This window comes from Pleionea sediminis (assembly GCF_007570825.1).
GTDB lineage: Bacteria > Pseudomonadota > Gammaproteobacteria > Enterobacterales > Kangiellaceae > Pleionea > Pleionea sediminis.
In genome coordinates this window covers 86286-99510 of record NZ_SUNB01000009.1, presented here as the reverse complement: position 1 = coordinate 99510, position 13225 = coordinate 86286, and the positions used below count along the sequence as shown (strand labels likewise).

The window sequence follows — 13225 nt, the reverse complement described above, 5'->3', positions numbered from 1 at the left end:
GATAACTGAGAGCTTTGTTTAATGCTAAGGAAGCTAAAATGAAATCATTATACTTATTAACTGCGGGCTTATTTAGCCTAAACGCCGCAGCTTCAATAACTACGTTACCCGTTAAAGATGAGACATCGGTTGCATCCGGAAAAATTCATGAAGTGTGTTTTAAACTAGAACAACAACAGCCAATAAAGTTTTCTTTTAAAGCCAGTGACCCGTTACTTTTCAATGTTCACTACCATGAAGGTGACAACGTCATTTATCCTGTAGGCGAACAATTAACTCCCGAATTCAAGCCAACCTCTTTTGTCGCTCCAGTCACTCAAACCTACTGCTTAATGTGGACAAACACTCAGAAAAACTCTGTTGAGCTGACGACAGAAATTAAGTCGAAAACTTCTGGATCAGCGAAGTAATGGAATGGTTGATTACGTGATTCATAAAGTATTGCCCAAACTCGGTCACCCTTTGTGGAAGCTCGCTGCAGTTTCGGCATTAGCTTTACTTTTATATTTAACACTCACCCCCGGAATTGACTCAGGCATTCACTTGCCTCATATCGACAAAATGTTTCACGCCATTGCGTTTGCCGGCGTTACCTTTTTAATGCTCGGTGCATTTGTTAATTTAAACCGGTGGTTTATTGCATTGGCAATGCTTATTCTTGGTGTTGCAATCGAATTCATTCAGCTCTCGATTCCAGGCCGAAGCTTTAGCTGGGTAGACTGGATTGGCGATGCTGTTGGTGTTTTCTTGGTACTCGCCATATTTGGCAAACGATCAGAGCGAGAGAAGCCTGACTCACATACCTAAGCTGTGTCCAACGCGTACTTTACTGACGGCCTGACAGCGCTGTTCTTTACACTCTAATTCTGGCTCGGGCGCAACCAGACACACACCGACTTGCATTTGAGACTTGATGTACTCTCGTTTTCGCTCGTTATAATCATCCACTAACGCCGTCAACTTAACTTGATCAATATTCACTTTGGAGTAAATAAGATATTTGTCGGGCCCACCACATGGTCGCGCTCCTATACCGATAAAACTGCACTCACTAACGGATTCACAAGAAACATCTTTAGCCAGACCAACAATTTGCTCAATAAGCTCTGGAGTCGGAAGCTTTGTCGCTTTTGTCGTTTTAGACTCAGTCTTGCTATCAGATTGAGGTTCGTCTGCAGTCGACGTTGAATTTTCACAGGCAACTAACGTTGCCGAAAATATTAATGCTATTACAGTACTGTAAAGTCTTTTCATCACTGAGACCTTTGTTAAATATTTTTTCAAAAACTCGTACTGATTTATCGAGCAATTATAATTTAAAAAACTTCACTAATTTTCCATTTCGGGCGAAGCAACTCGTAAGACTTCTTCGATCGTTGTCATCCCTTGTGCCACTTTCCTTGCACCGTTAATTCTCAACAGGCTCATACCGTCTTTGATACCTTGATCACGAATAGGCCCCACATCACAGTGCGAATGGATTAGCTTTTTCACCTTCGAGTTTACCGAAAGCATTTCATAAATACCTTGTCGACCTAAATATCCTGTACCGCGGCACAGCCGACAGCCAACAGGCTTAAATACTTTAGCCGGCGGCTTTATTGGAAACGGTGACACTAAATGCCGCCAGGCATTAACATCCGTTTCTGCAGGTTGTTTGCAGTCTTTACATAAGGTTCTGACTAAGCGCTGCGCCATAACGCCTAAAATAGAAGCGTTCACTAAAAACGGCTCTACACCCAAATCTAACAATCGAGTTATTGCAGATGAAGCATCATTTGTATGTAATGTCGAAATAACCAGATGACCGGTTAAAGAGGCTTGCACGGCCATGTCTGCCGTTTCTTTATCTCGAATCTCACCAATCATAATGATATCGGGATCTTGTCTGAGCAACGCTCGAATACCGCTCGCAAAATCCACTTTTATTTCGTGGTGAACCTGCATTTGATTTAAATTAGGGTTCACCATTTCAATGGGATCTTCAATAGTACAAACATTTACTTCCGGTCGCGCTATTTGATTTAGAGTGGTGTACAACGTCGTTGTTTTACCGCTACCGGTAGGTCCCGTTACCAAAACAATTCCGTTCGGCTGGCTCACCATCGACAGCCATTGCTGTTCAATATTTTTATCCAGACCTAATTCTGAAAAGTCTCGATTTAAAACACCAGGATCAAATATACGCGCCACCAGTTTTTCACCAAAAGCCGTCGGCAACGTCGAAATACGCAACTCAACTTCCTGCCCTTCGGGAGTTTTTGTTTTTATCCGTCCATCAAGCGGCTTTCGACGTTCAGCAACATCCATTCGCGCTAAAATTTTAAACCGTGCGAGTACCGCGCCGGTAACACTAGCAGGAAATTCATAAACTTTATGTAACACACCATCAATACGAAACCGAACATTGCCCGTTTCTCGACGCGGTTCTATGTGAATATCACTAGCACGTTGGGCATAAGCATACTGCAACAACCAGTCAACAATTTGCACAATATGCTGATCATTGGCATCAACTTCATCCGCCTTACCCAATTCAATTAAAGCTTCAAGATTGCCAACGCCTGTCTCTTGGTATTTTTCATTTTTTGCGCCACGAATCGAATGACTCAGTGCGTAAAACTCTTTCTGAAATTTTTCAATCGCAACCGGACTGGCAAAAACACGTTTAACTTCTTTGCGTAAAATATGTTCCAGCCCGTTGACCCAACCCGTTACGTATGGTTCGGACGTGGCAATAGTGACACTATTATTGTTAACCGCATAAGCTAAAATTTTATGCCGCTGAGCAAATGCCTTCGACATCACATCTGTGATCGCATCCACATCCAACTTCAAAGGATCCAACTCAACGCATTCCATTCCACACTTCAGTGCGTACCATTCGGATAAATATTGATCATCAAGCACAATGTTTTTCTGAGTGGCATGTTTTAGCTTCAAAGGTGCGATGCCTTGTATTGGATGGCTGGATTGGGGTAACGAACGCAGCTTCACTCGAAGCTTTGCAAAAGTATCTTGGTTGACAAGCCCATCGTTAAGCATTTGCTCGAGGAATTTGATTGTAATAGTCGGCTTATCTTGGGTCATAGGGGTACCTTTGTTGTCATCCCTCTAATGATAGCCGCCAGACCGGGCGTAAGGTCAAGTTTTCAATGTGATTTCTATCAATTATCTAACTTAAATACTTGATAAGCGTTTTGCGTGGTTTGACTCGCCAGATGAGCCGTCGTTTCTTCTCGTATTTCACAAAGAGCGCGGAAATTATCAAAAATATGCACCGGTGTATTGCGCTGACCATGACAGGTAGCTGGTGGCATGTCGGGGGCATCCGTTTCCATAACGATTTGCTCAATCGGTAACTCTTTCACCATTGCTCTAACTTTTACCGCCCGTTGATAAGTGATTGTTCCACCAACGCCCAACTTAAATCCGTGCTGTTCATAGCGCTTTGCGTGATTTAAATCGCTGTTAAACGCATGAACAACGCCACCGTTGTGAAAATTTAGAATTCTTAACTGTTTGAGTACTTCGTCGTGCGCTTTACGGACATGCAAAATCACGGGAAGCCCTGCGTCTTTTGCCATATGTAACTGGTGATGAAAAAATTTTTCCTGGAGGGTCTGAGTTGAACGGCCCTCTTGAAAATCGAGGCCAATCTCACCCAGTGCGACAATCGGCCCTACCGACAAAGCCATTTCAAGATCATGAAGGTGCTCTTCAGTATGTTCATGAATAAACATCGGATGCAATCCTAATGCACTATGAACACCATCCATTAAAGCGGAAAGCTGACGAATAAGGCGCCAGCCATCTCTCTTTACACCTGGAATAATAAGCCCTTTCAGCCCATGCTCTTTGGCCACTGTCAGCAGCTTCTTTCGATCAGAGTCAAACTCTGGAAAGTCCAAATGGCAGTGAGTATCAAACAACTCTATTTTTTTAGAGACCTCTTTTTGAGGTCTAGTGCTCGCGTGTCTCAAGGAATTCGACTTCCGGAAATCTTTCTCGCGTTAAATTCAGGTTTACCATTGTCGGCGCCAGATACGTTAAGTTATCGCCACCATCCAATGCCAAATGTTCACCCGCTTTCGTTTTTAGTTTATCCACGATTTTTTCGTCATCACAAGCGACCCAACGTGCAGTTGCAACAGACACAGCTTCATAAATACATTCGACTTTGTATTCCGTTTTTAATCGATGTGCGACTACATCAAACTGTAGCACACCCACAGCACCAAGGATCAAATCATTGCTATTTAGAGGACGAAAAACTTGCGTCGCACCCTCTTCTGAGAGCTGAATTAATCCTTTTTGCAAGGCTTTATTTTTCAATGGATCCTTCAATCGCACGCGGCGAAATAATTCGGGGGCAAAGTTAGGAATCCCGGTAAATTTGAGCGCCTCGCCCTGAGTAAAGGTGTCACCAATTTGCAGGTTTCCATGATTGTGCAAACCAATAATATCGCCCGCATAAGCTTCTTCGAGATTACCTCGGTCGCCGGCCAAGAAATTAACAGCATTTGAGATTTGCTGATCGCGTTTTAACCGAACGTGATGCATTTTCATGCCTTTTTCATAACGTCCAGAGCAAATTCGCATAAAAGCAATCCGATCGCGATGTTGCGGATCCATGTTAGCTTGAATCTTAAAAACGAAGCCCGTCAATTTATCTTCTGTCGCCTCGACTTCTCTTGTTTCCGTTTTTCGCGGCAAAGGCGATGGAGCCCATTCCACAAAACGATCTAGCATGTGCGAAACCCCAAAATTTCCGAGAGCCGTTCCAAAGAAAACAGGCGTCAATCGGCCCGCTAAATATTCATCTAAATCAAATTCATGGCTGGCCCCGAGAACAAGCTCCAACTCATCTTTTAAATCGGATAGTAAATCTCCTAAAGCCGCTTCTGCTTCAGGACTCTCTATCCCTTTGATGACGCGTTCTTCTTGAATCGTATGCCCCATACCCGATTGATAAAGGTAAATTGCGTCCTCAAGTAAGTGATAGACGCCTTTAAATGACTTACCCATGCCAATCGGCCAAGTAACAGGAGCACAATTGATTTTTAAAACGTCTTCAACTTCATCAAGCAACTCAATAGGATCACGGATGTCACGATCGAGCTTATTCATGAAAGTAACGATCGGAGTATCTCTAAGCCGACAGACTTCCATCAATTTAATGGTTCGATCCTCAACCCCTTTACTTGAATCAATTACCATCAAAGCAGAATCTACTGCAGTAAGAGTTCGATAGGTGTCTTCTGAGAAATCTTCGTGCCCGGGCGTATCTAACAGGTTAACAATGCGCCCATTGTGGGGAAACTGCATCACCGATGTTGTCACCGAAATTCCCCGCTGCTTTTCCAATTCCATCCAATCGGAGGTGGCATGCTTCGATGCTTTTCGCCCTTTAACGGTTCCCGCTTCCTGAATCAACTTGCCGTGAAGCAACAGTTTTTCGGTAATGGTGGTTTTACCCGCATCGGGGTGGGAAATAATTGCAAAAGTTCGGCGTTTGGCGATTTCTTCGGCCTGTTTTGACATAAACGATCCGTTAAAGCTGTTTGGATATAAAATGGAGGCGCATTATAGCGTTTATTGTGAAAGAGAACATCCACCCACGGGCTGTTCTGGAAAGCTTTGGCTCATAACAACACCATGCTCTCGCTGATTATCGGGAAGCGGATAATAATTTTTTCGGACAGATAACTTCTGAAATCCCATCGACTCATACAATTTGAGGGCTTTCGTATTGGATTCTCGTACTTCCAATAACAATTGATGGATTGTCTGTGACCGACTCGAGTCGAGCCAATATTGCATCATTTGTTTACCCAACCCTCTTCCCTGATAGCGAGGATGCAGGCAAAGATTTAATAAATGACTCTCGTCTAAAATAACCTGCACGATTAAATGCCCTACGATTTGTTCATCAAGTTCAGCGACAAAAAAATCGTATTGCGGATCCAGACTATCAATCAGAGCTTGTTTTCCCCAGGGAACCGGGTACGCACAAGTTTCATTCACCAATACTCGGGCAATATCTTCACGTTGAGCCCGACGTAACACAAGTCTACTCGTCATCGATCAGCCACTGTGATAACTGTATTAAATCCTTCATTACCTGCTTTTTGAGCTGTGGCGATTTAAATATTTCATAGGGGTGATAGGTCACCACTATTGGTATTCCCTCGGCTGTTTTCCATGGTTTTAATTGCCATTCGGCGAGGCTTCTTTGTTCACCCATTAATAAATTAGCCGTTTGCTCGCCCATTATAAAAAGGGCTTTGGGCCGATGTTCTTCAAACACTTCAGGGGTTGGTTTGGACTGATCACTCAGCGCAGTCGTTGCAAGTTGTGCGAAGTTGGCAGACTTTAATAACTCCAGACCCGTTTGACCATGGACAAATACATTCAGTGCCATCAGTATATTCGCCACGGTTTTCGACGGATTTCCGCGTAACAAGAAGGATTCTGAAGGTTGTCCGGATTCATGACGACAGACGACGGTTAAGGTATCGGCCATCCACCGACGTCCCTTAGGCACGACCAAGAGTCCCCGCGAATGATGTTCAACTGAATCTACCTCAGGTTTGCCAGGCCTTTTGGGTAAAGGTTGATCGTTCTCAGTGGTGACTTTATTTGAGTGAGACGACTCAGGTAAATTCGTTGTGTCAGGAGTGACCGACTTTTCAGTGTTAACAGAAGACTTTAAAGACTCAAGAGCCTGTCTTGATTGCTCACTAACTGATTTTGTTGACCTAACATCCGACGATGAGGGCTTAACTTCCTGATTATTCGAGGCCTTCGAGATATTCGTATGAACCGAATCGGCTGAAAAATTATTACCGACTGAATAATCGTTATCTGCTGAAAAATCGTTCTGGCTAACGTCACTGTGTGCTTGCGCTGGCATGCCATCTTGCATACTTTGATTGCGGTTTGATGAAGGGATATCGGAATGACCGTTCAAGGCCTGTTTATCGAATAGAGATTCCTCTTGACGCGGCACCCACCACGTCATTCCCATAGCTTCGAGATAGGCAATAGTATTCGAATTAGGATCCAAAATATATTTTCACACAGCTCAATAACAACAATGCGTGTAATACTAACTCGTCTGACGCCAATTAAAAACCAAAAGGATTAATTTAGGCGCGCTCAACACCTTTCCGCGCATTGAATTGTTCCGCCAACATGAGCAATTGCTGGTCAGTCACACCTTTACCCTGATCGGCCATCCGTTTAAATTGTTCAAATGCAGACTCAAGATTCGAAGCCGATTCAAACGCCACGTTCAAATCATGCAATCGATTAACAAAGGCATTTCTTCCGGAATGCTTACCCAAAACAATTTGCTGGCCAGTCCAACCAACATCTTCAGCCCGCATAATTTCATAGGTTTCACGATGCTTCAAAATACCATCTTGATGAATACCTGCCTCATGAGCAAACGCATTTCTGCCAACAATCGATTTGTTCGGCTGAACGGCAAAACCAGTGATTTGCGAGACTCGTTGGGATAACCCAACCAGATTTTTGGTGTTAATGTGAGTCTCCAATGGAAAAATATCTTGCCGAGTTTTTACCGCCATGACAATTTCTTCCAACGCTGCATTGCCAGCTCGCTCCCCCAGGCCATTAATGGTGCATTCTACCTGACGAGCACCATTCTCAATAGCCGCTAACGAGTTGGCCGTCGCCAATCCCAAATCATTATGGCAATGGACCGAAAATATAGCCTTATCGGAATTCGGCACCTTTTCCATTAAAGCTCTCAAAAATTGACCAAACTGATGAGGCAAACAATACCCTACGGTATCCGGGATATTTATCGTCGTTGCGCCAGCATCAATCACTCGCTCTACGACTTGAGCTAAAAAATCAATATCGCTCCGACCACCATCTTCAGCAGAGAACTCAACATCATCAGTAAGCTGTCGGGCATAAGATACCGCAGATACCGCCGCCTGAAGCACAGCCTGTTTATCCATATTTAACTTAAACGTCATGTGCATATCAGAAGTAGCAATAAAGGTATGAATTCGCTTTAGACTTGCATATTTTAGAGACTCTGCCGCTCGGTCAATATCCGCTTTGCACGCTCGCGATAAACTACACACACGAGTATTTTTCACGACCCGACCAATTTTTTGAACGGCTTCAAAATCTCCAGGACTGGCTATTGCAAAGCCAGCTTCAATGACATCAACACCGAGTTCTTCGAGGAGCAGCGCTAATTCGACTTTTTCTGAAATGCTCATTGATGCACCTGGACTTTGTTCACCATCGCGCAAAGTTGTGTCGAATATAATCAGCTCCTGATTCGGCATAGATAAAACCCTTTTTAATGAGAGGATAATTTCATACTAGTCGGCACTAACTGTTCAACAAATCACCATTAGGAATATCCCCCTAAAATCTAGGCCACTAAATGACTCAAAGGAATATGGATGGCTCTGAGTCAATCTTTTTGCATCTAATTGGGGCAAGCTAGAATGGGATAGCGGAAAATCACACTGAAAAAATGGACAAAATCTCACAAAGGTATTCGAAACTTTTCATTTCATAAAACGCTTAGCGAGATACACTGAATAAGTAAGTTAAATTAATCGCTCCCAAGGATGCTTATTATGAATCACTGCAAAGACACGCTAATTCAAGCCATCGCATCAACCCGCGACTCTCAATTTGCCATTTTAAAAGCGTTTGAAGAAAAACCGATGCTATTGAAAAAGACGCAAACAGAAGACATCGCGCAAGATCTGTCGCAATTATTGGGAGATTTAGAAAATCGCTATTCGGCTTATTTGAAAGCCTAACTGACCGGGGAAAACTTTCTCTTCAGGAGGCCATCTGATTTGAATGCCATTACTAGCTTAGAATCAATCCGACAGCTTGTGACCGCACATTTTACAATACACAGCATCAAAGTCATGGCCCGCTTCACCGCATGCTGTACATGACTCAGGATTTTTATTATCGGTATAGGCTTTCACTAACTCGGCACTATAGATTCCCGTTGGCACAGCAATAATGCCGTATCCCATAATCATAATACTGGCCGCAATAAATTGTCCAAGAGGAGTTACTGGTGCAATGTCACCGTAACCGACCGTCGTTAAAGTTACAATCGCCCAATAAACTGATTTTGGAATACTGGTGAAGCCACTCTCATCGCCCTCGACAACGTAAAGCAAAGAGCCAAATACCACGACTAACGTTAAGACAGTGTATAAAAATACGAGAATTTTTTGTCGGCTTTTCGTCAAGGCAGTAATCAAGACATGAGCTTCACCGATGTACTCTGCCAGTTTTAAAATTCGAAATAAACGAAGTACACGCAGTATTCGAATCACCAACATGTATTTGGCGCCCGGAATAATGAGCGTAAGATAGGTGGGAATAACTGACATGAGATCCACCACACCATAGAAACTACGAGCGTATAGCCAAGGTTTTCTCACACAGATTAAACGTAATAGATATTCAATAGTAAATAGAATGGTGAATCCCCATTCTATTGCGTATAACAGACTGCCGTATTCCAAGCGAATCGCCTCAACACTATCGAGCATGATTGCGATGACACTTAATAAAATCGAGATAATCAGAACAAGGTCAAAAGCCCTGCCCAGGCGAGTTTGATATCCAAAGATAATTCGATTAAGAGACTCTCGCCAGGGCGACAGCTCGTCACCCTGGTTATATTTAGGCGTCAGATTTCGTGCAGACGGCATCAAAAATTCAAAACTTTACTGAATGCGACATTTATTGTTGCGCTTTAGGCTCAATCAATAACTCGACACGCCGGTTTTCAGCACGACCTTGAGATGTGCTATTTGAAGCGATTGGGGCTGTTTCACCAAAACCACGTACTTTTAAGCGTTCAGCAGCAACACCACGTTGACGTAAGTAAGATGCAACACTCGAAGCGCGTTTTACAGATAACTCAAAGTTGTACGATTCGGCACCACTAGAATCGGTATGACCAGCAACCAATAAGACAGACTCATTAAACTCTTCTAATACTTTAGCGACTGAATTCAAGGTTGAATACACACTCGATTGAACCTCCGAACGGTCAACACCAAAAGTAATGCTGTTGGGCATAATCAATCGAATATTATCGCCTTCCCTCACGACGCGAACACCTGTGCCTTCCAATTCCTGACGTAGCTTCTTCTCTTGTGCATCCATGTAGGCGCCAATACCCATACCAATGAGTCCACAGCCTACAGCCGCGTTTCTTGCGCGTTTGCTGCTTTTACGCGATCCTATCGCACCACACACAACGGCACCAATCGCACCAAAGGTGGTCGCATTACTGACTTTGCTTTCACCGGTATAAGGATCGTAAGTCTGGCAACCCGATAAAATAGCAAGAGTCATCGCAGATGCAGCAAATTTATGTATTAATTTCATAGTGAGTAACTTCCTATTGAATGGTGTAAAACACGAGAATTGATAACAATTCTAGCACCGAAATCCACGTAAATTATTAATTCGCAATCAAATTTTCATCTATTATAATGATACCAACACAAATAACAGCGGTAGGATCGAAAAGCTTTGAATTCAATCACACTAATTGAGCCCTCACCAACTCTCCGGTTTGGACTCAATCGATTATTACAGCAATTAAAATATCGAGTTCAAAGTTTTGATAGTTATTCTACGTTTTTCGATTTCCTTCAGCAATCACCGGATCAAATTTCAGAATTATTGGTGATCGGCTGGCCCAGTAAAAGTCGGCAACAGCAAAAAGATCTCGTTAAGTTAGTGTCCGAGTCGCCGGTCGATAGACTCCCCCTTTTGGTCTTTGCTCGGAATATGGAAGAGCCTAACATTGACCTTCTTGCAGACCGACCAAATACGGTCATCCAACTGTGGAAAGACTTTCGAAATAGCGAAAGTATCATTCAACAGCTGATGAACCGGTCTTCATTTTCTAAAGAAAAGTTGCAAGAAGAAAATACTGAAGATAAACCGAAAGTCCTCCTGGTCGATGATTCCAAAAGCGTCCGACGAATCTATGGCAAACAACTCGAAAAATTGGGACTCGAGGTAACCGTGGCAACCGATGCGGAAAACGCCTGGGATATCTTGCAAGAAAATACCTTTGATTTGGCCATCATCGATTATTTTATGCCTGGTGCCAATGGTGCAATGTTATGTCAAAGAATGAGCGAGTCAGAAGCTCACCAATCAATTTTAAAAACTGTGCTCACGGGAACCTACAAAGAAGAAGTTATCGAAGAATGTTTAAACTCAGGTGCTCAAGAGTGCATGTTCAAAAACGAGTCCATGAAACTGTTTCGAACACGCGTTAGTTCGATGATAAAACAAATTGCTTCGCAACAACGATTGGACCAGCAAAAACTTCATTTGCAAAGCATTTTAAAGTCCGTTGGCGAGGGAATTTATGGCGTCGATGAAGTCGGAAGAGTCACCTTTATCAATCCCGCTGGACTTCGCATTCTAAATTATACGGAGCAAAATCAACTGCTTGGCCAATACGCCCATAAACGATTTCACTTTGCCGATGAATTTGGCCGCAATATATCAGATGAAACCAATTATCTGTATCAGGCTTACCTACTCAAAGATTCTCTCGACGATTGGGAAACTATTTTTTGGACAGCTGACAAACAACCTATTCATGTTGAATGCACGATTCATCCTTTAAATCATCTAGAAAAAACTCAAGGTTCCGTTATAGTTTTCAAAAATATTTCCGAGAGGAAGCTTATTGAAGATGAATTAAACTGGCAATTGAATCATGACCACTTAACCCAATTATTAAATCGGACTTACTTTGATCAACTTCTGGAGCAAGAAGCACAAAGTATTCGCGTGACTCGGCTCGACAGCGCTCTCCTATACATTGATCTCGACAACTTTAAAATGATTAATGATGAAGCCGGTCATGCAGCAGGTGACCAATTATTGGTAACCATTGGCGAAAAAATTCGGTCTCGTTTACGTCATCGCGATCTTGCAGCAAGGTTAGGCGGTGACGAGTTTGCCGTTCTGCTGCACGATACTCCGAAAACTGCGCTTAAAGATCTCGCTGAAAGTTTTAAAGACGTGCTTAGCGGAACCAGTTTTACCATTGAAGATCAAGATTATTCCGTCTCCGGCAGTATTGGTGTAACCACCATATCCGTATCAAATAATGATCGTAAACAACTGCTTGCTCAAGCCGATTATGCCTGCAAAAAAGCTAAATCACAGGGAAAGAATCAAGTTTACATTTTTAGTGACGAAGACAATTCTGAAATCGCACAAAGTCAATCACCAGGATGGCGAGCTCGAATAGAAAAGGGATTAAGTAACGACAATTTTAAATTGCTTTTCCAACCCATTTTTAATACATCAGATATTGATCTCAAAGCATTAGAAATAATCAAAGGAAAAGATTACAAGCAATGGGTAAAGCAAAACTGCATTCCAGCCGAATATGAAACGTTTGTCCGGCTAGAGTTTGACGATGGCAAACTCTTTACACCCGGTGCTTTTTTAAGTGATGCAGAAAGATTCGATTTAATATCTCGCGTTGACTATTGGGTACTGCAGGAATTGGTTAAAACATTAAGTTCTTATCAAACAGCTCCCATAATTAACATCAATGTTTCGGCGCAAACACTGTTGGATAACGACGTAAGTAATAAACTATTAAACTTACTGGAAGCACACCCTAAGCTATGCCCGCAATTTCAGTTTGAATTACGAGAACATCACTTACTACATTATCGCGAACAACTCATTCCGATTTTAGACGATATGGTCGGATTAGGATGCCGTTTTCAAGTGGATGACTTTGGGAGAAACTTCAGTTTATTTTCAAAAATTCGTGAGCTCCCCATTAATGGAATCAAAATTGATGGTCTCTTTACGCAGAATATCGCCTGGGATCCCGTTGATAAAAAACTGATGCACTCGATGGCTGAAGTTGCTCGATCAAGTGGTGTAAAAACCACAGTCAAAGCCATTGAAAACATCGAAGCATTGCAAAATATCGAACAAGGCGGTATCGATCTCGTTCAAGGTTATTTCCTCGCTTCTCCCGAGAATGCTTTGTGGATTGAAAAAAACTGATTTTCCAAATTAATTCTAATATTGCCCCAAAGAATATTGGTTCAGAGTTCGCAAGCAAAGTCCATTGAATACAAAACTAAAGATCATCTGAACTTTATTCTTCACATAAAAAAACCTGCTCTTC

General features: G+C 42.7%; 13 protein-coding genes. 4 read left to right on the top strand and 9 right to left on the bottom strand.

Annotated features, from left to right (window positions below; genetic code table 11):
• The first annotated feature begins 38 nt into the window (after positions 1-38).
• Entirely contained in the window at positions 39-410 is a 372-nt protein-coding gene (locus tag FAX86_RS20925) for a hypothetical protein (RefSeq protein WP_144395450.1), read from the top strand.
• Between the two features lie 4 nt (positions 411-414).
• Positions 415-807, top strand: a complete 393-nt coding sequence (locus FAX86_RS20920; RefSeq protein ID WP_144395449.1) for a VanZ family protein — start codon at positions 415-417, stop codon at positions 805-807.
• On the opposite strand, the gene FAX86_RS20915 is transcribed toward FAX86_RS20920, so the two are convergent.
• The 7 genes from FAX86_RS20915 to FAX86_RS20885 all read right to left on the bottom strand — a co-directional run bounded on the left by FAX86_RS20915 (position 796) and on the right by FAX86_RS20885 (position 8333).
• Positions 796-1254, bottom strand: coding sequence for a hypothetical protein (locus tag FAX86_RS20915; RefSeq protein WP_144395448.1), 459 nt, complete (start codon positions 1252-1254; stop codon positions 796-798). The genes FAX86_RS20920 and FAX86_RS20915 overlap by 12 nt on opposite strands.
• 75 nt (positions 1255-1329) lie before the next feature.
• The gene (gene tfpB / locus FAX86_RS20910; protein ID WP_144395447.1) at positions 1330-3090 is read right to left on the bottom strand and encodes a type IV pilus assembly ATPase TfpB; all 1761 of its coding nucleotides are present in this window, start codon (positions 3088-3090) and stop codon (positions 1330-1332) included.
• Positions 3091-3167: 77 nt separating this feature from the next.
• Positions 3168-3983 carry a TatD family hydrolase gene (locus FAX86_RS20905; RefSeq protein WP_144395446.1) on the bottom strand — a complete coding sequence of 272 codons (816 nt, stop codon included), beginning with the start codon at positions 3981-3983 and terminating at the stop codon, positions 3168-3170.
• Positions 3964-5544: a peptide chain release factor 3 gene (prfC, locus tag FAX86_RS20900; RefSeq protein WP_144395445.1), complete on the bottom strand. Its 1581-nt coding sequence runs from the start codon at positions 5542-5544 to the stop codon at positions 3964-3966. Before prfC ends, FAX86_RS20905 begins: the two co-directional genes overlap by 20 nt.
• A 51-nt stretch (positions 5545-5595) precedes the next feature.
• Positions 5596-6084: a ribosomal protein S18-alanine N-acetyltransferase gene (gene rimI / locus FAX86_RS20895; protein ID WP_144395444.1), complete on the bottom strand. Its 489-nt coding sequence runs from the start codon at positions 6082-6084 to the stop codon at positions 5596-5598.
• Positions 6074-7069 (bottom strand): uracil-DNA glycosylase family protein, encoded by a 996-nt coding sequence (locus FAX86_RS20890; RefSeq protein WP_144395443.1) that lies wholly within the window; start codon positions 7067-7069, stop codon positions 6074-6076. Before FAX86_RS20890 ends, rimI begins: the two co-directional genes overlap by 11 nt.
• Before the next feature lie 82 nt (positions 7070-7151).
• On the bottom strand, positions 7152-8333 hold the full coding sequence (locus tag FAX86_RS20885; protein ID WP_144395442.1) for a 2-isopropylmalate synthase: 1182 nt from the start codon (positions 8331-8333) through the stop codon (positions 7152-7154).
• A gap of 300 nt (positions 8334-8633) precedes the next feature.
• On the opposite strand from FAX86_RS20885, the gene FAX86_RS20880 reads away from it, so the two are divergent.
• Positions 8634-8822 (top strand): hypothetical protein, encoded by a 189-nt coding sequence (locus FAX86_RS20880; RefSeq protein ID WP_144395441.1) that lies wholly within the window; start codon positions 8634-8636, stop codon positions 8820-8822.
• A 63-nt stretch (positions 8823-8885) separates the two neighbouring features.
• Here FAX86_RS20880 and FAX86_RS20875 read toward each other — a convergent pair whose 3' ends face one another.
• Both FAX86_RS20875 and FAX86_RS20870 read right to left on the bottom strand, forming a co-directional pair.
• Positions 8886-9740: an ion transporter gene (locus tag FAX86_RS20875; RefSeq protein ID WP_144395440.1), complete on the bottom strand. Its 855-nt coding sequence runs from the start codon at positions 9738-9740 to the stop codon at positions 8886-8888.
• A gap of 31 nt (positions 9741-9771) precedes the next feature.
• Positions 9772-10425 (bottom strand): YiaD family glycine zipper/OmpA-like lipoprotein, encoded by a 654-nt coding sequence (locus FAX86_RS20870; protein WP_144395439.1) that lies wholly within the window; start codon positions 10423-10425, stop codon positions 9772-9774.
• A gap of 147 nt (positions 10426-10572) precedes the next feature.
• Between FAX86_RS20870 and FAX86_RS20865 the strand changes: the two genes are divergently transcribed.
• A complete protein-coding gene (locus tag FAX86_RS20865; protein WP_144395438.1) occupies positions 10573-13101 on the top strand; it encodes a GGDEF domain-containing response regulator in 2529 nt (842 codons plus the stop codon).
• Positions 13102-13225 lie beyond the last annotated feature (124 nt).